The organism is Methylobacterium persicinum (assembly GCF_022179525.1).
GTDB classification, from domain to species: domain Bacteria; phylum Pseudomonadota; class Alphaproteobacteria; order Rhizobiales; family Beijerinckiaceae; genus Methylobacterium; species Methylobacterium persicinum.
In genome coordinates this window covers 16,343-36,500 of sequence record NZ_BPQX01000015.1, presented here as the reverse complement: position 1 = coordinate 36,500, position 20,158 = coordinate 16,343, and the positions used below count along the sequence as shown (strand labels likewise).

Here is a 20,158-nt window from a genome sequence, read left to right as displayed (position 1 = left end):
ATGATCGCCGGGCTATAGGGCGCCGTGACAGAGAGTGCCGGAAGGAAACGCCGGCAGCGGAGCAGCGCATGAGCGACCTCGCCGAGAAGCCCCGGCCCGCATCTGCGGCAGCGGGCGCACGGCCGTCGGACGGTGGAGCGTTCCTCTACGGCGACAGGCGGTCCGATCTGATCCGCGACGAGGTGCTCGGCGAGATCTTCCGCCACTCCGCGCAGCAGCGGCACGACCATCCCTGCCTGATCGACGGAGCCAGCGTCGGCGCGGGCGGACTGCATCCACATCTCAGCTACGCGCAGGTGCTCGCCCGGGCGGAGCGGATCGCCGCCGGGCTGTCGCATCGGGGCATCGGCCCGGGCGATGTCGTCGGCCTGTGGATGGCCCGCGGGCCGGACCTCTTGGTCACCCAGATCGGCATCACCCTCTCGGGGGCGGCCTGGCTGCCCTTCGACGCGGAGGCCCCCGCCGACCGGGTCGGCGTCTGCCTCGGCGACGCCACTGCGAAGGTCCTCATGGTCTCGGCGGCCCTGCAGCCCCAGGCGCCGGGTGGTTTCGAGGCCCTGACGCCGGCAGACCTCCACACGGCGACCCCCGCCGACGCGCCCGTTCCCGATGCCCGGGCCAAGGGCCTCACGCCTGGGCACCCGGCCTACCTGATCTATACCTCAGGCTCGACCGGCGTGCCCAAGGGCATCGTCATCAGCCACGCCAACATCTGCCACTTCCTGCGATCGGGGAATGCCCTCTACGGGATGCGACCCGACGACGTGGTGTTCCAGGGCGCCTCCGTCGCCTTCGACCTGTCGATGGAAGAGATCTGGGTGCCCTACCTCGTCGGGGCGACGCTGTTCGTGGCGAGCCCGTCGATGATGGGCGATGTCGAGGCGCTGCCCGGCATCATCGCCGCCAACGGCATCACGGTGCTGGACACGGTGCCGACCCTGCTCGCCATGATCACCGGGGACCTGCCGCGGGTGCGCCTCGTGCTGCTCGGCGGCGAGGCCCTGCCCGAGCCCCTGGTGGCCAAGTGGGCCACGGCCACCCGGCGCCTGTTCAACACCTACGGGCCCACGGAGGCGACGGTGGTGGCCACCGCCGCCGAGATGCATGCCGGCGAGCCGGTGACGATCGGCGGCCCGATCCCGAACTACTCCATCTACGTGGCGAGCGAAGATCTCCGTCTCCTCGGCCGCGGCGAGCAGGGCGAGCTGCTGATCGGCGGTCCGGGCGTCGCCCAGGGCTACCTCCAGCGGCCCGAGCTGACGGCGGAGAAGTTCATCGAGAACCCCTTCGACTCGGACGGGTCGGACCCCGTGCTCTATCGGTCGGGCGATGCCGTCTCCCTCGATGCCGCCGGGCGGATCCTCTTCCACGGGCGCATCGACGACCAAGTGAAGATCCGCGGCTTCCGCGTCGAACTCGGCGAGATCGAGTCGCGGATCCGCACCGCGCCGGAGATCAATCAGGCGGCGGTGGTCCTGCGGTCGGACGACGGAGTGGACCGCCTCGTCGCCTTCCTCATCCCCGAGCGGGGGCAGGGGATCGACACGGCCGTGCTGCGCAAGCGGCTCGCTGCCGAAATGCCACCTTACATGGTGCCTGGCCATTTCGAGGTCGCTGAAACCCTGCCGCGGCTCACCTCCGGCAAGGTCGACAGGAAGGCTCTGAAGATCGCGCCCCTGACCGTCGTCTCGGCCGACGGCGAGCAGGAGCCCCCGGAGAACGACACGGAAGCCGCCCTCCTGGCCGCCGCCAAGCAGGTCTTCGGCGCGCAGCCCATCCCGCTGGCGGGCGACTTCTTCGCCGATCTCGGCGGCCACTCCCTTTTGGCCGCCCGCTTCGTCTCCGCGGTGCGCGAAACGCCTGCCCTCGCTGGCATCACATTGCCGGACGTCTATGCCAAGCGCACCCTCCGGGCCATGGCGGAGACGCTGATCGCCCGTTCCGGCGGCGTGGGTGCCGAAGCCGCCGTGCGCGACCTTGGGTTCGAGGCGCCCCCGCTCCTGCGCCGGGCCCTGTGCGGGCTGGCCCAGGCGGTGGCTTTGCCTTTCCTGATCGCCCTCGCCACGGTGCAGTGGCTCGGCATCTTCGTGACCTACCTGCTGCTGACCGGCGGCGGCCTGAGCTTCTTCGCCGAACTCGGCGTGCTGCTCCTCGTCTACATCGCGATCAACGCGGTCACGGCGGCAATCGCCATCGCCGGGAAGTGGCTTGTCCTCGGCCGGACACGCCCGGGGCGCTACCCGCTGTGGGGTGTGTACTATTTCCGCTGGTGGCTGGCGCAGCGACTCGCGCCCCTGGTCCATGTGAAATGGCTCCAGGGTTCGCCGGCCATCGCCGTCTACCTGCGCCTGATGGGTGCCCAGGTCGGCCGGGACACCGTCATATCCGATATCGAAATCGGGGCGCCGGACCTGTTGCGGATCGGGGACGGGGCGTCCCTCGGCGGCCGCCTTGTGGTCGCCAACGCGGAGATCGTCGGGAACGAACTCGTCATCGGCACGGCGGAGATCGGCGCGGATGCCACCGTCGGCACCTCCTGCGTCATCTCGCACGATACGGTCATCGGCGCACAGGCCGAGATCGCCGACCTCACCACCATCCCCGCCGGCACGCGGGTCGGCGCGGGGGAAAGGTGGGACGGTTCCCCCGGGCGGAAGGCGGGCATGGCCGACACAGCCGACCTGCCCGCGCCGCCGGTGGTAAGCCCCCAGCGCCGGGCGGCCTTCGCCGTGGCCTACGTCCTGTTGCTCGGGGCGATCCCGGCGGTGGGCCTGCTGCCGATCTTCCCCGCCTTCTTCCTCTTCGATCAGATTTCGGACTCACTCTCCGACATCACCGACATCGACTATCATTTCTACCTGCCGATCCTCACTTGGCCGACGGCCATGCTGATGACCGCCGGCACCGTGCTGCTCATCACGGGTATCCGCTGGCTGATCCTGCCACGGACCCGACACGGGACCTTCTCGGTTCACTCCCTATTCTACCTGCGGAAGTGGTCCCTCGCGCTCGCCGTCGAGGTGACCTTGGAGACGCTGGCCTCCCTCTTCGCCACCGTCTACATGCGGGCATGGTACCGCCTGATGGGCGCCTCCATGGGCGAGGGCGCGGAGATCTCTACGAACCTCGCCGGGCGTTACGACCTCGCGGAGGTCGGCGCGCGCAACTTCATCGCCGACGAGGTGGTGTTCGGCGAGGAAGAGGTCCGTCGCGGCTGGATGCACCTGGAACCCGTCCAGACGGGCAAGCGGGTCTTCGTCGGCAACGATGCGGTGGTGCCGCCGGGGGCGGTGATCCCCGACGACGTCCTGATCGGCATCAAGTCGAAACCGCCGGCCAACGAGGCGATGGCGCCGGGCGAGACGTGGTTCGGCTCGCCGCCGATCCGCCTGCCGGCCCGGCAGCGGGTCGACCTCGGCTCCGCCGCCCAGACCTACGAGCCCGGGCTGTGGCCCAAGGTGCGGCGCGGTATCTTCGAGGCGTTCTCGACCTCGTTCTCGCCGATGCTCTACATCACCCTCGCGATCACCGCGATCGATTGGTACTTCTACCCAGCCATCCTGGAGCGGGACTGGACGGGTCTTGCCTTCAGCTTCATCGCGATCAGCGTCATCATCGCGATGATCCAATCCACGGCGGTGATCGCGATGAAATGGCTGCTGATGGGCGTGTACAAGCCCGGGATGCAGCCCATGTGGTCGTGGTGGGCCATGCGCACCGAGGCCATTGCGGTCGCCTATTGGGGGCTGGCCGGCAAGGTGTTGCTTGAGCATCTCCAGGGCACGCCGTTCCTGCCGTGGGTGCTTCGCCTGTTCGGGGTGAAGGTGGGGCAGGGTGTCTGCATGCTCACCACCGACATCACCGAGTTCGACTGCGTGACGATCGGGGATTTCTGCACGATTAACCGGGTGTCGGCTCTCCAGACCCACCTCTACGAGGACCGCATCATGAAGATTGGCCGGGTGGTGCTCGGGCGGGGCGTCTCGGTCGGCGCGTTCTCGACGGTGCTGTACGACACGAAAGTCGGCGATTACGCGCGGCTTCGTCCGCTCACCATCGTGATGAAGGGTGAGTCGATCCCCGCCAACACCGAATGGGAAGGCGCACCCGCCGTGCCGGTGGTGCACGGAGGGTAAGCGCAAGCCGCCCCACGATCACTCCACCACGATCACCCCGTCATGGCCAGCATCGCGACGCCATGACGGGGCGGTGTGGGGAGAGGTGCACTCAGACGGGCTTGAGCCCCTCCGACCGGATCCAGTCCCGCGTCCGGTCCAGGGCCCGCGTCAGGCGGTCGAAGAGGCTGTCGATCTCGTCGGGCGTGATGATCAGCGGCGGGCAGACGGCCACACGGTCGCCCGCGAGGAACCGGACGATCAGCCCTTCCTCCTGGGCGAAGGCGACGCAGCGGGCGGCGACGCCGGCCTTGGGCTCGTATTGCCGGCGGCTCGCCTTGTCGGCCACGATCTCCAGGCCGCCGATCAGGCCGAGGCCCTTCGCCTCGCCGACGATGTCGTGGTCCGCGAGGGCGGAGAGACGGCGCTGGAAGTGCGGCGCCTTTTCCGCGGCACCCTCGATGACCCGGTCGCGCCGGTAGATCTCGATCGCCTTGATGGCGACGGCGCAGGCGACGGGGTGCCCGGAATAGGTGGTGCCGTGGCCGAAGCCGCCGAGCTTCTCGCTTTGTCCGATGAGAACCTCGTCGAGGGCCGGGTCGATGCTGATGCCGCCGAGGGGCACATAGCCGGATGTCACGGCCTTGGCGAAGGAGATCGTATCCGGCCGCATGTCGAGGGCCTGCGCGCCGAACCACGTCCCGAGGCGGCCGAAGCCGCAGATCACCTCGTCGGCGATGAGCCGGACGTCGTATCGCGACAGGACGGCCTGGATCGCCGGAAAGTAGCCCTTCGGCGGCAGGATCGCGCCGCCTGCGCCCATGACGGGTTCGGCGATAAAGGCCGCCACGGTGTCGGGGCCCTCCCGCAGGATCGTCTCCTCCAGCTCGGCGGCGAGGCGTGCTGAGTAGCTCTCCTCGCTCTCACCCGGTTCGGCCCCGCGGTAATGGTGCGGCGTGGAGACATGGAGGAAGCCGGGAAGGGGAAGATCCCAATCCATGTGGTTGGCCGGCAGGCCGGTCATGGAGGCGCTGGCGATGGTGACGCCGTGATAGCCCTTGCGCCGGGCGATGATCTTCTTCTTCTGCGGGCGCCCGAGGGCGTTGTTGTAGTACCACGCGAGCTTCACCTGCGTGTCGTTCGCTTCGGAACCGGACGAGCAGAAGAAGATCTTCGCCGTTGGAACCGGCATCAGCTCTTTCAGCGTCTCGGCAAGTTCGATGGCCGGGTCGTGGCTGCGCCCGGAGAACAGGTGCGTGAAGGGCAGGCGGCCCATCTGGACCCGCGCGGCCTCGACGAGTTCCGCGTTCGAATAGCCGAGCGCCGTGCACCACAGCCCGGACATGCCCTCGATGTAGGGCCTTCCCTCGGTGTCGTAGACGTGGACGCCTTCGCCGCGCTCCAGCACGAGGGGGCCCGTGCGCCGATGGTTCGACAGGTGCGTATAGGGGTGGAGCAGGGTTTCGACGTCGCGGGTCGCGAGGTTCGAGAGCATGCGGGCGCTCCTGGGGGAACTGGACCGTGCCACACTACCGGCACGAAGGATGCGCAGATAGGGCCGACGTCCCACACCTCTCCGACTCGGGACGCATGCCGGACCGTCCGATCCATCGATGCTCAGCCCCGAACAGATCGTCGCGCAGCCGGCTCCGGGCCGGGCCTGCGGCACCTGCACCCTCTGCTGCAAGGTCTACGACGTGCCCGCCGTGGACAGCGTCGCCGGGCAATGGTGCCGGCACACGGTCTCTGGCCGGGGCTGCGCGATCCATGCGACGAGGCCGGACCATTGCCGCGCCTTCCACTGCCTCTGGATGACGGAGGGGTGGCTCGGCCCGGAATGGAAGCCCGAAAAGGCAAAGATGGTGCTCAGCCTCGACCCCGTGACCCGGAACATGAATGTGCAGGTCGATCCGGGTCAGGCGAATGCGTGGCGCCGGGAGCCGTATTATGGTCAGTTGCGCCGCTGGGCCGTGGCGTCGGCTCCCCAGAAACGACACGTCCTCGTCCACGTGAACAAGACCACCACCGTCGTCCTGCCGGACCGGGAGGTCGCCCTCGGCGTGGTCGCCCCCGACGAGCGGATCGTCACCCGGGAGCGGATGACGCCGCAAGGTCTGACCTTCGAGTTCGAGAAGGTCCGCCAGGTCGCGCAGGCCACGTGACACCTCGACCCAATCGATGTGACCCGCCCCGATGACGACTGTCTACGATTTCACAGTCCGTGCCGCTGACGGGAGCCCGCATCCGCTTTCGCAATACAGGGGGCGTGTCCTGCTGATCGTGAACACGGCGTCGCGCTGTGGCTTCACTCCGCAATACCAGGGCTTGGAAGAGTTGTGGCGTGACAAGCGCGAGGCCGGGCTGACGGTGCTTGGTTTCCCCTGCAACCAGTTCGGAAGGCAGGAGCCCGGCGATGCCGAAGAGATCGCCCAGTTCTGCGACAGGACCTTTGGGGTGAGCTTCCCCATCCTCGCCAAGGTCGAGGTCAAAGGCGCGGGGGCCGATCCCCTGTTCGATTATCTGAGCCGCGCCCGCCGGACCCTCTTCGGCACCCGCGGCATCCGGTGGAACTTCACGAAGTTCCTCGTCGGCCGCGACGGTGTGCCCATCGCCCGCTATGCGCCCGTGGTCGGACCTGCGGCCCTGCGAGGCGACATCGACGAAGCCCTCACCCGATCTGTCGCCTCAGCGCAGGCTGTTTTCGTATCATCTGGAACGCCCGTCTAACTGTCTTTGCGAGCGACAGCGAAGCAATCCAGGGCAGCGGAACCTGACCGGATGTGGCGGATCCCTGAATTGCTTCGCTTCGCTCGCAAAGACGGCACGGCGGCAACGGAGAGCAGGCGATCCAAAGCTTCCCGAAAATGCGCTAGCCTTGAAGGATCGCCTCGCGGGAAGCCTGAAGATCGGGGGCGGCGGTCCAGAGATGGCGGGTGCCCCGGACACTCTGGTAGCGGATGGGGGACACCGCCTCACGCAGCACACCCGCCAGGAAACGGCTTTCGGCGACCCGGCGGAGAATACTCTCGGGCATCCCACTGCACCGGGCCCGCCGTTCAAGGTCCCTCAGCGACTCGAAGAGGGCGGCACGGGATTCCGGTTCGCGGTTCCCCCGCGCCCGGCGGAAGATCGCGGCAAGTTCCTCCATGACGAAGTTTTCGTTGAGCGTTTGTGCTGACATCGTAGCGCCGGAATCTGCCGAGCCCGATGCTAAAGCAATAATGACCGGGTTCGCCAGGGCCCCGGTCCCGCCAGCCCGATTATGGTAAAAGACGGGCGATCATGTTGCTCGTTTGCATCTCGGCTGGGCAGCGCTCACGCGAGCGTGGCGATCGTCCGGGCGGCGGCCTCGAACTCCGACCGGCGGGCGGCGAGTCTCGCCTCGGCCTCCTCGTCGCGGCCCCAGACATCGGCCTGATAGGTCTCATCCACATGAGCGGCTGCCCAGGCCTGTTCTGGGCTGAGCTGCCCGTGCAGCAAGGCGAGGGCGAGGATCAAGGAGCCCGTGAGGGTCGTGAGCGTATGCAGGGCAGCGAGCCGGAACGGATCGTGAACGCCCCGGACCGCATCCGACAGCGCTTGTACGGCGAGCGGCGGCTGGGTGACGTGCATCACGCCCTCGCTTAGGATCAGCCGCGCGCCGAACGTGTCATAGGCCCAATCGAGGACCGGATCCCACGCGGCGGCCTGCGCTGCGACCAGCCTGTCAGGTTCGGCGGCGCGGTAGGCGAGAAGGTCCGTCTGGGCGTAGGCGCAGAGATCGTCGGCGACCGCCTCCCGGCGGGACGCAACCCCGTCGATCGCCGTGTTGGCGAGGCGGGTCAGCGGCATCCTCGCCGGATCGATCTCCGTCTCCTGGGCGCCCCACTCCACCGCCACGGCCTCGGCCAGGGCGGGAGTGGGAAGCAGCAGGGGGTTGCGGGCGGGCGTGTTGGCCGGACGTCCGTCGAGGGTCAAGCGAAAGCCGCCCTCGGCCGGGGCGAACCCGGCTTCCTTGTAGAAACGGCGGGGGAGGGCGGGCTTCGCTCCGGTCCGGGCAGCCAGGACGGGATCCGGCCGCTCACTGTCGCCCGGTTGACCCAGCCAATCTTGCGTCACGTCGCTCATGGTCACCGACATAATCTCTGCGCCAACCCGGCGCGAGGGGGCTCACTCAAGCTCGGCCCCGCCGGCCAGGATGCCTTCGAGGGTCGAGGCATCGTCCGCCACCGTCACCGCCCCGGCCCGGTACAGGATTCCCGCCGCATGGTAGCCCCAGCCGACCCCGATGGGCGCGACACCGGCCGCCACGGCCATGGCCATATCGAACGTCGTGTCGCCGATCATCACCGTGCTGTCCGGCGCCGTGCCCGCGTCCGCCATGGCCCGGTGGAGCATCTCGGGATCGGGCTTGGACGCCGCGTCGTCGGCCGTCTGCGTGGTGACGAACCTGTCCTCCCACCCGTAATGGGCGAGAAGCCGGTCGACACCCCGCCGGGACTTCCCCGTGGCGATCCCGAGGACCACGCCCGGTCTGGCATGGAGCCGGTCCAAAAGCTCGCCCATGCCGGGAAACAGAGGTTCCTCGTAAGCCGGGTCGACCCGAAGACGGTTGTAGGCCAGCTTGTAGCGCTCGGAGAGTTCCTCGACAGGCCCGTCCTCCCCGACGAGGCGGCGGAACGCCTGGGGCAGGGACAGACCCACCACGGAGAGGGCGACCCGGCGCTCGGGCGCCGGGAGGCCGAGTTCCCCGAAGGCCGCGGCCTGTGCGGCGACGATCAGATGCTGGCTGTCGACGAGGGTCCCGTCCACGTCGAAGACGACGAGCCTCATCGCCGGACCCGTCCTGCCGTTCGATGGCGGGGGCCGGCGGCTCGCGGTGTCACGGCTTGCGGACCGGTGCTGGCGCGGGGACGGGGGCCTGATGCTGAGGCGTGCGGGTGCGCTCGTAGCCGAGGCGGCAGCGGATCAGGAAACGGCGGCGCTTGCCGCCCCGGTAGCCCCGCTGATGGGAGGCGCGGTTGCACGCCGCGTAGGAACGCCGACGCCGGTCCCGGCCGGTGACGGCGGGGGCGGTCCCCGGCCGCTCGGTACGGGCCGCCTCGGTCCGGGGCTCGGTGCGAGCGGCGGCGGGCTCCGGCTTGGCGGCAGCGGGCTTCTGCGGCGCGACGGCGGGTTCCTTGCGGGTCTGCTCGGCCGGTGCCGGTTCGCCCGGCGCCGCAGACGCCAGCGGCGCGGTCACGCACAGGGCGGCGAGGCAGGCCAAAGTCGCGAGCTTCATTCTCAGGATCTCGACCGTCGGGGGCGCGGCTGGCACAGGTGCAGCTAAGCGCTGCAGCATATGAGGCGGGCGCGCCCGTTGCCAAGCCATCCGCCCCGGAGCGACGCGTCGCGCCCGTTCAATCTTCCGGTGCGTCGACCACCGGATCGTAGCGGCCGGCGTCGAAGCCCAGCAGGTTCCAGCTCTGCGCCATGTGCGGGGGGAGGGGGGCGCTCACGTCCACGGGGCGGCCGGTCCGCGGGTGGGGAATCACGATCCGCCGGGCGAGGAGGTGGAGGCGGTTCTGGATGCCGCCGGGCAGCTCCCAGTTCTCGATCGAGAAATATTTGGGGTCCCCGACGATCGGATGGCCGATATGGGCGGCGTGGGCACGCAGCTGATGGGTCCGCCCCGTCACGGGCTTGAACGACAACCACGAGACCTTCTGCGCCGCCTGATCGACCGTCGCGTAATAGGTCAGGGCATGGCTCGCCCCCTCGTCGCCGTGCTTGGCCACCCGCATGCGCGCGTCGGCATCCGTCGGCTCGTCCTTGGCAAGGTAGGTCGAGATCCGCCCCTGGCGCACCCGGGGCACGCCTGCCGTCAGGGCCCAGTAGATCTTCCGGGCGGCCCGGGAGCGGAAGCTCTTGGCCAGCGTCGAGGCGGCCACGCGCGTCTTGGCGATGATGAGGCAGCCGGCCGTGTCCTTGTCCAGGCGGTGGACGAGGCGCGGCTTCTGCCCGTCCGGTCCGGTGAGGGCGTCGAGGAGGCCATCGACGTGCCGCACCGTGCCCGACCCGCCCTGCACAGCGAGACCGAAGGGCTTGTTCAGCACCATCATGTCCGCATCCTCGTAGAGGATCAGGCTGCGCAGGAAGTCTGCGTCATCCGCTTCACGGGCGGCGTTGCGCGGCCGCTCGGTGGGCTGGTCGAGGCGAAGGGGCGGTACCCTCACGCTCATGCCCGGCTCCAGCCGGTCGTTGGGCTTGGCCCGTTTGCCATCCACCCGAAGCTCGCCCTTACGGACGATGCTCTGCACCCGCGTGAACGGAAGCTGGGGGAACCGCGCGGTGAGAAAGCGGTCGATGCGCATGCCCGCCTCGTCCGTCTCCACCGTCAGCGTCTGCACGCCGGAGGCGAGGGTGGCGGACGCCGCAGCCCGCTGCTCGCGCCGCGTCGGACCCGCGGCCGGCACCTCGGCGCCGGCCTTCGGCGGACGGCCGGATCTGGCTGGCGCCGCATCCGTGCGCGCCGCGGCCTCGTTTCGGCGAGCCGGGCCCCTGTCCGCGGGCGCTTCGCGCTTGGGTCGTGCCTGCGCCGGCCTGGGGGCCGGCTCGGCGGCAGGGATCCAGGGGGACCGTTCGCCGGCATCGTCGCCGCGGGCGCGGGCGGCGCGCTCGGCGGCGTCCTTGGCGCTGGTGCGAGGCCCGGTGCCGGCGCGGGGCGCCCGGAAGGCTGATGGCCGGCCCGGCCGACCATCGGGGCGGCCTGTGCCGCCGGAAGGGCCCCCGCGGCGGGGAGGTCGTGTACTCATGAGCGGTAGCCCGTCTCGCGCACCGGAGAATGCTGCCGGCGTTCCGTCCCGGAGCCGAGGGCCGGCCAAATGAAAGGGATGGTCGCCGCATAGCATCGCCCGGCGTACCCGGCAAAGCCTCCAGCCTGCGGACAGGGCGGAATAACCGCCGCGGACGCGTTGACCGGAGGGGTCGCACTCGCCTAGCTTGACCGTGACGGTTCCCTTCGGGGATCAAAAGGGAACGTGGTGAGGGCACTTGCCCGAAGCCGCGGCTGCCCCCGCAACTGTAAGCGGCGAGCTTTTCCACCACCTCATGTCACTGGGCGGGTCAGCCCGGGAAGACGGTGGAACGGCGACGACCCGTGAGCCAGGAGACCTGCCGTCAGCCGTGGTCACACGCGAAACGCGCTGGGCGGGGTGTCCTGGCGGGTGTCGAGGCACCGTCCTGTCGGACGGATGCCGCGGCCTCGTTCGCGGTGACGTGCCACACCAAAGCGCGCCCGCGATCCCCGTGCCGACCCCTCTTCGTCCATGACAGTCCCTGGCGCCAGCGAGCGCACCGGGGCGCCCCTGCGTGGCCACCGAGTCCGGTGAACAACCTCGTACGGGACTGGAAGTGTAATGTTGTTATATTGCATTGAGGCGGCGGCCGGCCTCTGCCGCGCCGGAGTTCCGACCGATGTCTTCGACGCTTATCCCGATACGATCATCCCGCACTCGCCGTTTGGCCGCCGTCATCGCCCAGGTCCCGCTCGCCCTCCTCATGACCCAGGCTGAGGCACAGGACGCCGTGACCCTCGATCAGCTTTCCGTGGAAGGGGAGGCCGGTATCGGTCTGGACCGCGCGGCGCCCGCCGGCCTCAACCTCCGAACGCCCGACCGGGCCGCGAGTCGCCTCGGGCTGACGCTGCTGGAGACACCCGCCAGCGTCGACATCGTCTCGGGGGAGACCGCCCGCCTGCGGGGGCAGGATACGATCGCCGATGCGGTGACCCAGGACGCCACGGGCATCACTACCATTGCGGCGCCGGGCAACGGCAACGGCGCCTTCACCAGCCGGGGCTTTGCCGGGCCGAACTCCATCCAGCAGCTCTACGACGGCACCCGTCTCTATGTCGGGGCGGGCACCGTCACCTTCCCCTTCGACACGTGGAATGTGGAGCGCATCGAGGTCCTGCGCGGCCCGTCCTCGGTGCTGTATGGCGATGGGGCCATCGGCGGCGTCATCAACGTCGTGACGAAGAAGCCGACCTTCGTACCCATCAATACGGCCAGGGCCGTCGTCGGCTCGGACGGGGTGGCCCGGCTCGCCTTCGATTCGGGCGGTGGCATCGCGCAGGCCGAATTCGGCGACACCTTCGCCTACCGTCTGAACGTGAGCGGCAACCGGGCCGATGGGTGGGTCCGGCCCGAGGGCGACTTCCGCAATCTCGCCGTCTCGGCGGCCCTGCTGTTCCGGCCGAGCGCGGATTTCGCCGTCACGCTCTCCCACGATCTGGGCTACCAGGAGCCGGCGCGCTATTGGGGCACGCCCCTCGTGGAAGGGCGCATCCCGGACCTGATCCGGTTCAACAACTACAACGTCCACGATGCGAAGATCACCTGGGCCGACAATTGGACCCAGCTGAAATCCGAATGGTCGCCCACCGCCGACATCACCATCCGGAACACGGCCTACCGCCTGACGTCCAGCCGTCACTGGCTCGATGTCGAGCAATATGCGTTCAACCGTCAGACCGGCCTGGTGGACAGGTCGGATTACCTGGAGATCTATCATAGCCAGGAACAGATCGGAGACCGCCTCGACGCGACCTTCCGCGGCGACATCCTCGGGCGGCCCAACCAGTTCGTTGCCGGATTCGATGTGAACCGGATCGATTTCCGGCACACCAACAACTTCTACTTCGATCAGAGCACGAGCGTCCTCCTCACCGGCTACGATCCCGGCCTGTTCCCGCAGGACGGCCGGGCCGTACCCGCCTACGCGACCCGGACGACGCAGGTTTCGGTCTTCGCCGAGGACCGGCTGCAGCTGACGGACCGGCTGTCCTTCCTCACGGGGGTGCGGTTCGACGTGCCGACCCTGCACCGGGAAGATCTCCAAACGGGCGCGCAGTTCGACCGGACGTTCCACGCCCTCGGCTACCGTTTCGGCCTCGTCTACAACCCGACGCCGGACAGTGCGCTCTATGCCCAGTACAGCGTCGCCACGGATCCCGTGGGCAGCCTCATCACGCTGTCGCAATCACTCGCGGGCTTCAAGCTCGCCACCGGCGACCAGATCGAGGTGGGCGCGAAGGGGGTGGCCTTTGCCGGTGCGCTGGAATGGACGCTGGCCGGCTATCGCATCGTCAAGAACAACCTGATTTCCCGACTGCCCGGCTCGTCCGCCGTCGGGGTCCAGGTCGGGAGCCAGTCCTCGCAGGGTGTCGAACTCGCCCTGGGTTGGGCCATCGCGCCCGGCTGGCGCCTCGACGGCAACCTCGCCCTGCTGCATGCGCAGTACGACAACTTCACCCAGACCGTGAATGGCGTCGCCGTGTCCTACGCCGGGAACCAGCCCCTCGACGTTCCCGAACGTATCGCCAACCTGTGGCTGAGCTGGGATCCAGTCCGGGACTGGACCGCCAGGGTCGGCCTGCAGAATGTCGGTCAGGTCTACAGTGACTTCGGCAACACGGCCCGGCGCCCGGCCTACACTTTGGTGAACCTCGTCCTCGACCATCAGGTCACGGCACAGTCGCGCTTGTCCCTTCGGGTCTACAACCTGTTCGACAAGGTCTACGCCATCAGCGGCAACGCCGTGGACGGGGTGGGCACCAACTGGCTCCTCGGCCGGCCCCGATCCTTCGAGGTCGCCTACACGGTGTCGTGGTGAGCCGCGTCGGAAAGCGGGGGAAGCGGTGGCTGCTCCTCGGCCATCGCTGGTTTGGGATCGGCACCGGCCTGCTCTTCGCGCTCTGGATCGGATCCGGGTTGGTGATGCTGTACGTGCCGTTCCCGCATCTCACCCGCGCGGAGCGGCTCGAACGCCTCGCGCCGATCGCCTGGGACAAGGTGGTGATCGGCCCCGACGCCGCCCTTGCGGCGGCCGGCTCACCGGATGTCCGGGCCGGCTTCAGGCTGGAGATGCGGGCCGATAAGCCCGTCTATCGGATTGCCGGGCCGGACGGCATTCCCCTCACGGTGTCCGCCCGGACCGGGGAGCGCCTGGGCCCCCTCGACGCCGCAGAAGCCGTGCGCATCGCGGGTGGCGGCAAGGCCAGCCGCGTGTCGCGTGACCAGTGGACCGTCACTGCCCGTTACGATCCCCTGCGCCCCTTCATCAAAGTCGCCCTGGGGGATCCGGCCGGGTATGAGGTCTATGTTTCGGTGCCCACCGGAGAGGTCGCCCTCGTCACGACCCGCTGGCAGCGGGGCTGGAACTGGCTTGGTGCCGTCACGCACTGGATCTATCTCACGCCCCTGCGTGCGCGGCCGGAGGCGTGGCGGCAAGCGCTGCTGTGGCTCTCGGCCATCGCGAGCGTAACGGCTGTGACTGGGCTCAGCGTGGGGGTGTGGCGGCTGCGGCTGCGGAACCGCTATCGCGGCGGAGGGGTCAGCCCCTACCGCGGCCTCGCCCTGTGGCACCACCTCATCGGGATGGCCGGAGGCGTGAGCCTGGTTTGCTTCATCGTGAGCGGTTGGCTTTCGATGAATCCGAACCGTTGGTTCTCGTCGACGACACCCCCTGAAGCCGTGCGCAACGCCTATGCCGGACACCCCGGCGCGCTCGGGGTATCGGTGGCCGAACTTCATCGGCTCGCCGGCCCCAGCCTCGCGACGCTGCACTTCGCGCCCATCGGCGGCCGCTGGTGGATGGTGCGGGAGACCGCCGGGGGGCCAGCGGCAACGGACCTCGGCGGCGGCCCCGGGCCGGATTCAGCGACGCTGGAGGCGGCAGCAAGGATGCCCGGCGGACATCTCACCGAGGCCAAGCTGGTTGCGACGTACGACGCCTATTGGTCTCCGAACGGGTCCGATCGGCCGCTCCCGGTGCTGCGCCTGACCTTCGACGATCCGGCCGCCACGTGGCTGCATATCGATCCGCGGGACGGCACATTGCTCAACCGGCTTGATCGCTCCGGCCGAGCCAATCGCTGGCTGTTCGACGCGTTCCACCGGCTCGATATCCCGGGCCTTTCCACCCGTCCTTTCTGGCGGTTCTCAGCGCAGTGGGCCCTGAATCTCGTCGGCGCGGGGATTGCGCTGACCGGGTTGATTGCAGGAGGGCGGCGCTTCGGGCGGATGTTTCGGCCCAGGGTGGGACGTGGCTGAAGTGTTTTCTGTCATCCTTGGATCGCCCGCTCTCCAGTCATTGCGAGCGAAGCGACGCAATCCAGGGATCCGCAGCATCCTAAGAAGTTCCGCCGCCCTGGATTGCTTCGCTCCGCTCGGAAAGACGGAGAGCCGGCAGCGGAGAGGAGGCGATCCCGCGCTTCCCGAAAAGGCACTTACGCGTCTCCGCGCTTAGATGGCCGCACTCGTCCTGCACGTAGCTCGGCCAGAGAACGAAAAACGTCCCCGAGCCTTGGGCTGGGGACGCTTTCAGATCGAAGGCTACCTTCTCGACGGAATCGTCGTCCGCTTACAGGTACGATATTCACTCCTGGACGATTCGTTTAAAGCTTCAGCAGCGCCTTGGTCTCGCGAAGCTGGACGATTTGCGCATTCAGCTCCTCGCGGCGCTGCAAATCCTCGGTCGCGTCGTACTGGAGTTGCACCGCCTCGATGTCCCGGTCGAGGGATTCCGCATTCAGTTCCTCGATCGGCGCCGCGCGCTCGGCGAGGACGGTGAGGCCCGTGGGTCCGATGTCGGCGAACCCGCCGCGCACGTAGATCCGCTTGCCCGAACCCTGGCTCTCGGTGATGACGATGACGCCCACCCGGAGGGAGGTGAGGACCGGGGCATGGCCCGCCATCACGGTCATCTCGCCCTCGATGCCGGGCAACTGAACGGCGTTGACTTCGCCGGAATACAGCGTCCGCTCGGGGCCGACGAAATCGAAGTGGAAGGTGGCCATCGTCTCGATCAATCCGCCTCAGCTCTCCTTCCCCTCGTGGGAAAGAGTGGGAGGAGGGGTGGCGAAGGAGGAAGCCCTGCGCTTCCCCCAAGGACCGCCCCACCCCAGCCCCTCCCCGCGGGGGGAGGGGAGGATAAGCCGGCTTACGCCGCCTTGAGCTTCTTGGCCTTCTCCTGGGCCTGCTCGATGGTGCCGACCATGTAGAAGGCGGCCTCGGGAAGGTCGTCGTAATCGCCGTTCACCAAGCCCTTGAAGCCCTTGATGGTGTCCTCGAGCGGCACCTGCACGCCCGGCGAGCCGGTGAACACCTCGGCCACCGTGAAGGGCTGCGAGAAGAAGCGCTCGATCTTGCGGGCGCGGGCGACGGTGAGCTTATCCTCTTCGGACAGCTCGTCCATGCCCAGGATCGCGATGATGTCCTGCAGGGCCTTGTAGCGCTGCAGGGTCTGCTGGACCCGGCGGGCCACGTCATAATGCTCCTCGCCGAGGATGGCGGGTGAGAGCATGCGCGAGGTGGAATCCAGCGGGTCCACCGCCGGGTAGATGCCCTTCTCGGCGATCGAGCGCGACAGCACGGTCGTGGCGTCGAGGTGGGCGAACGAGGCGGCGGGCGCCGGGTCGGTCAGATCGTCGGCCGGCACGTAGATGGCCTGCACCGAGGTGATCGAGCCCTTGTTGGTGGTGGTGATGCGCTCCTGCAGGGCGCCCATGTCGGTGGCCAGCGTCGGCTGGTAACCCACCGCCGAAGGGATGCGGCCAAGGAGCGCCGACACCTCGGAGCCCGCCTGCGTGAAGCGGAAGATGTTGTCCACGAAGAACAGCACGTCCTGACCCTCGTCGCGGAACTGCTCCGCGATGGTCAGGCCGGTGAGGGCCACGCGGGAGCGGGCGCCGGGGGACTCGTTCATCTGGCCGTAGACCAGGGCGCACTTGGAGCCCTCGGCCGAGCCGCCATGCTCCTTCGGATCGACGTTCACCTTGGACTCGATCATCTCGTGGTAGAGATCGTTGCCCTCGCGGGTCCGCTCACCGACGCCGGCGAACACCGAATAGCCGGAGTGCACCTTCGCGATGTTGTTGATCAGCTCCATGATCAGCACGGTCTTGCCGACGCCGGCACCACCGAACAGGCCGACCTTGCCGCCCTTCGAGTAAGGAGCCAGCAGGTCCACCACCTTGATGCCGGTGACGAGGATCTGCGCCTCGGTCGACTGCTCGGCGTAGGACGGGGCCGGCTGGTGGATGGCGCGGTAGGTGTCGCACTGCACCGGGCCGAGCTCGTCGATCGGCTCGCCGATGACGTTCATGATGCGGCCCAGGGTGTTCATGCCCACCGGCACCTTGATCGGCTCGCCGGTATCCGTGCACTCCTGGCCGCGGGTCAGGCCCTCGGACGTGTCCATCGCGATGCAGCGGACGGTGTTCTCGCCGAGCTGCTGCGCGACCTCGAGGACGAGCCGGGCGCCGTTGTTCTTGGTCTCCAGAGCGTTCAGGATCTCGGGCAGGTGGCCCTCAAACTGCACGTCGACCACGGGGCCGATGACCTGGGTGATCTTGCCGACCTTGTTGGAGCCGGCGCCGGGGAGTGCGGTGTTCGCCATTGTCTGCTGACCCTTCAATTCGTGCGGACGGAGCGGATGCCCTTAGAGGGCCTCGGCGCCGGAGATGATTTCGATAAGCTCCTTGGTGATCATCGCCTGACGGGTCCGGTTGTAGACCAGCGTCTGCTTCTTGATCATCTCGCCCGCGTTGCGGGTGGCAGAATCCATCGCGCTCATGCGGGCGCCCTGCTCGGACGCGGCGTTTTCCAGAAGGGCCCGGTACACCTGCACCGCGAGGTTCTGCGGGAGCAGCGTTTCCAGGATCACTTCCTCGGAGGGCTCGAACTCCAGGGCGGCGTCGCCGCCTGCCTTGACCGGAGCCTCGCCACCCGCCGGCAGTTCGGCGGGGATGAGGCGCTGTACGGTGGGGATCTGCGAGATCACCGAGCGGAACTCGGCGAAGAACAGGGTCGCCACGTCGAACTCGCCCGCCTCGAAGCGGTCGACAATCTTGCCGGCGATCTCAGAGGCGAAAGCATAGTCCACCGGCTTGTTGCCGCGGATATCCATGCTCTCCACGATCTGGTCGCGGTACTGGCGGCGCAGGATGTCGTAGCCCTTCTTGCCGACGGTCATGAACTTGACCGTCTTTCCCTCGGCCTGGAGCTTCGTCGCATGCTCGCGCAGGGCAAGGCGAACGATCGACGAGTTGAACGCGCCGCAGAGGCCGCGGTCACCCGTGCAGACCACCAGCAGGTGGACCTGTTCGGAACCAGTACCCGACAGCAGCTTCGGTGCGCCGACGCCGCCCACGAGGTTGCTCGCGAGGTTTCCGAGCACGCCGGCCATCTTCTCGGCGAAGGGCCGGCCCGCTTCAGCCGCCATCTGAGCGCGGCGAAGCTTGGCCGCGGCGACCATCTGCATGGCCTTGGTGATCTTCTGCGTCGCCTTCACCGAGGTGATGCGATTCCGCAGGTCCTTCAAGCTCGCCATCGAGTGAGGTCCAGGTCCGTTCTTAGGGGCCTCTCCTCCCTCGCGGAGGGAGGAGGCGGATCGTGCCCGCCCCGATCAGGCGAGCGCAAACCTGATCCCGGGCGATCCCGGGATCAGAGGGTCTCGGTTCAGGCGACCGACTTGGCTACGCTCTCGACCACGCTCTTGAGCTTGCCGGCGTTCTCGTCCGACAGGTCCTTCGAAGCGGCGATCGAGTCGAGCAGGTCCTTGTGCTTGCTGCGCAGGGTGCTGAGCAGCTGCTCCTCGAAGGGACGGACCTTCGCCAGCGGCATCTTGTCGAGGTAGCCGTTCACGCCGGCGTAGATCACCGCGACCTGCTCTTCCATCTTCAGCGGCGAGAACTGCGGCTGCTTCAGCAGCTCGGTGAGCCGCGAGCCGCGGTTCAGGAGCTGCTGGGTCGAGGCGTCGAGATCGGAGCCGAACTGCGCGAAGGCCGCCATCTCGCGGTACTGCGCCAGCTCGCCCTTGATCTTGCCGGCGACCTTTTTCATCGCCTTGGTCTGGGCCGAGGAGCCCACTCGCGACACCGAGAGGCCGACGTTCACCGCCGGGCGGATGCCTTGGTAGAACAAGTCGGTCTCGAGGAAGATCTGGCCGTCGGTGATCGAGATCACGTTGGTCGGGATATAGGCCGACACGTCGTTGGCCTGGGTCTCGATGACAGGCAGGGCGGTCAGCGAGCCGTTTCCGGCGGCGTCGCCCATCTTGGCGGCGCGCTCGAGCAGGCGGCTGTGGAGGTAGAACACGTCGCCCGGGTAGGCCTCGCGGCCCGGCGGGCGGCGCAGCAGCAGGGACATCTGACGGTAGGCGACGGCCTGCTTGGACAGATCGTCATACACGATCACGGCGTGCATGCCGTTGTCGCGGAAGTACTCGCCCATGGCGCAGCCGGCGAACGGCGCGATGAACTGCATCGGCGCGGCATCGGAAGCGGTGGCGGCGATGACGATCGAGTATTCCAGGGCGCCCTGGTCCTCGAGGACCTTCACGAACTGGGCGACCGTCGAGCGCTTCTGACCGATGGCGACGTAGATGCAGTAGAGCTTCGACGTCTCGTCGCCGCCCGCGGTGTGGCCGGGCTTCTGGTTGAGGATGGTGTCGAGGGCGATGGCGGTCTTGCCGGTCTGGCGGTCACCGATGATCAGCTCGCGCTGGCCACGACCCACCGGGATCAGGGCGTCGATGGCCTTCAGGCCCGTGGCCATCGGCTCATGCACCGACTTGCGCGGGATGATGCCCGGCGCCTTCACGTCGACCCGGCGACGCTCGCTGGATACGATCGGGCCCTTGCCGTCGATCGGGTTGCCGAGGGCGTCCACGACGCGGCCGAGCAGACCCTTGCCCACCGGCACGTCCACGATGGCGCCGGTCCGCTTGACGGTCTGGCCTTCCTTGATCTCACGGTCGGAGCCGAAGATCACAATGCCGACGTTGTCCTGCTCGAGGTTCAGGGCCATGCCCCGGACGCCCGATTCGAACTCGACCATCTCGCCCGCCTGGACGTTGTCGAGGCCGTAGGCGCGGGCGATGCCGTCGCCGACGGAGAGAACCTGACCGACTTCAGAAACTTCAGCCTCTTCGCCGAAGTTCTTGATCTGGTCCTTGAGGATCGCGGAGATCTCGGCGGCGCGGATGTCCATGCTCGTGCCCCTGTGGCTTTGCGTCTGGTC

At 68.2% G+C, this 20,158-nt stretch carries 15 protein-coding genes and 1 riboswitch; of the genes, 5 read left to right on the top strand and 10 right to left on the bottom strand.

What is annotated here, in order from left to right; all coding sequences use genetic code 11:
• Window positions 1-68 precede the first annotated feature (68 nt).
• Complete coding sequence (locus MFF22_RS05960) at window positions 69-4,136, top strand: Pls/PosA family non-ribosomal peptide synthetase (RefSeq protein WP_238248065.1); 4,068 nt, start codon at window positions 69-71, stop codon at window positions 4,134-4,136.
• 91 nt (window positions 4,137-4,227) lie between these two features.
• Here the strand turns inward: MFF22_RS05960 and MFF22_RS05955 are convergent, their stop codons facing one another.
• Window positions 4,228-5,610, bottom strand: coding sequence for an aminotransferase (locus MFF22_RS05955; protein ID WP_238248064.1), 1,383 nt, complete (start codon window positions 5,608-5,610; stop codon window positions 4,228-4,230).
• A gap of 118 nt (window positions 5,611-5,728) precedes the next feature.
• Here MFF22_RS05955 and MFF22_RS05950 point away from each other — a divergent pair, with 118 nt between their 5' ends.
• On the top strand, window positions 5,729-6,277 hold the full coding sequence (locus tag MFF22_RS05950) for a hypothetical protein (RefSeq protein WP_238248063.1): 549 nt from the start codon (window positions 5,729-5,731) through the stop codon (window positions 6,275-6,277).
• Between the two features lie 31 nt (window positions 6,278-6,308).
• On the top strand, window positions 6,309-6,842 hold the full coding sequence (locus MFF22_RS05945) for a glutathione peroxidase (RefSeq protein ID WP_238248062.1): 534 nt from the start codon (window positions 6,309-6,311) through the stop codon (window positions 6,840-6,842).
• 142 nt (window positions 6,843-6,984) lie between these two features.
• Here the strand turns inward: MFF22_RS05945 and MFF22_RS05940 are convergent, their stop codons facing one another.
• The 5 genes from MFF22_RS05940 to MFF22_RS05920 form a co-directional block, all read right to left on the bottom strand.
• The gene (locus tag MFF22_RS05940) at window positions 6,985-7,263 is read right to left on the bottom strand and encodes a hypothetical protein (protein WP_238248061.1); all 279 of its coding nucleotides are present in this window, start codon (window positions 7,261-7,263) and stop codon (window positions 6,985-6,987) included.
• Between the two features lie 167 nt (window positions 7,264-7,430).
• On the bottom strand, window positions 7,431-8,222 hold the full coding sequence (locus MFF22_RS05935; RefSeq protein WP_238248060.1) for an ATP12 family chaperone protein: 792 nt from the start codon (window positions 8,220-8,222) through the stop codon (window positions 7,431-7,433).
• A 42-nt stretch (window positions 8,223-8,264) separates the two neighbouring features.
• Complete coding sequence (locus MFF22_RS05930) at window positions 8,265-8,927, bottom strand: HAD-IA family hydrolase (RefSeq protein WP_238248059.1); 663 nt, start codon at window positions 8,925-8,927, stop codon at window positions 8,265-8,267.
• 49 nt (window positions 8,928-8,976) lie between these two features.
• The gene (locus MFF22_RS05925; RefSeq protein ID WP_238248058.1) at window positions 8,977-9,375 is read right to left on the bottom strand and encodes a hypothetical protein; all 399 of its coding nucleotides are present in this window, start codon (window positions 9,373-9,375) and stop codon (window positions 8,977-8,979) included.
• A 118-nt stretch (window positions 9,376-9,493) separates the two neighbouring features.
• Entirely contained in the window at window positions 9,494-10,888 is a 1,395-nt protein-coding gene (locus tag MFF22_RS05920; RefSeq protein WP_238248057.1) for an RluA family pseudouridine synthase, read from the bottom strand.
• Window positions 10,889-11,068: 180 nt separating this feature from the next.
• A riboswitch (cobalamin riboswitch) is annotated at window positions 11,069-11,268 on the top strand.
• Between the two features lie 365 nt (window positions 11,269-11,633).
• Between MFF22_RS05920 and MFF22_RS05915 the strand changes: the two genes are divergently transcribed.
• Window positions 11,634-13,748, top strand: coding sequence for a TonB-dependent receptor (locus MFF22_RS05915; protein ID WP_238248193.1), 2,115 nt, complete (start codon window positions 11,634-11,636; stop codon window positions 13,746-13,748).
• Complete coding sequence (locus MFF22_RS05910; protein ID WP_306424665.1) at window positions 13,745-15,187, top strand: PepSY domain-containing protein; 1,443 nt, start codon at window positions 13,745-13,747, stop codon at window positions 15,185-15,187. Before MFF22_RS05915 ends, MFF22_RS05910 begins: the two co-directional genes overlap by 4 nt.
• A gap of 344 nt (window positions 15,188-15,531) precedes the next feature.
• On the opposite strand, the gene MFF22_RS05905 is transcribed toward MFF22_RS05910, so the two are convergent.
• From MFF22_RS05905 to atpA, 4 genes are all read right to left on the bottom strand, one after another.
• On the bottom strand, window positions 15,532-15,933 hold the full coding sequence (locus MFF22_RS05905; protein ID WP_238248192.1) for a F0F1 ATP synthase subunit epsilon: 402 nt from the start codon (window positions 15,931-15,933) through the stop codon (window positions 15,532-15,534).
• A 143-nt stretch (window positions 15,934-16,076) separates the two neighbouring features.
• Window positions 16,077-17,534, bottom strand: coding sequence for a F0F1 ATP synthase subunit beta (gene atpD, locus MFF22_RS05900; RefSeq protein WP_238248055.1), 1,458 nt, complete (start codon window positions 17,532-17,534; stop codon window positions 16,077-16,079).
• Between the two features lie 42 nt (window positions 17,535-17,576).
• Window positions 17,577-18,467 (bottom strand): F0F1 ATP synthase subunit gamma, encoded by an 891-nt coding sequence (locus MFF22_RS05895; RefSeq protein WP_238248054.1) that lies wholly within the window; start codon window positions 18,465-18,467, stop codon window positions 17,577-17,579.
• 128 nt (window positions 18,468-18,595) lie between these two features.
• Window positions 18,596-20,128, bottom strand: coding sequence for a F0F1 ATP synthase subunit alpha (gene atpA, locus MFF22_RS05890; protein WP_238248053.1), 1,533 nt, complete (start codon window positions 20,126-20,128; stop codon window positions 18,596-18,598).
• Window positions 20,129-20,158 lie beyond the last annotated feature (30 nt).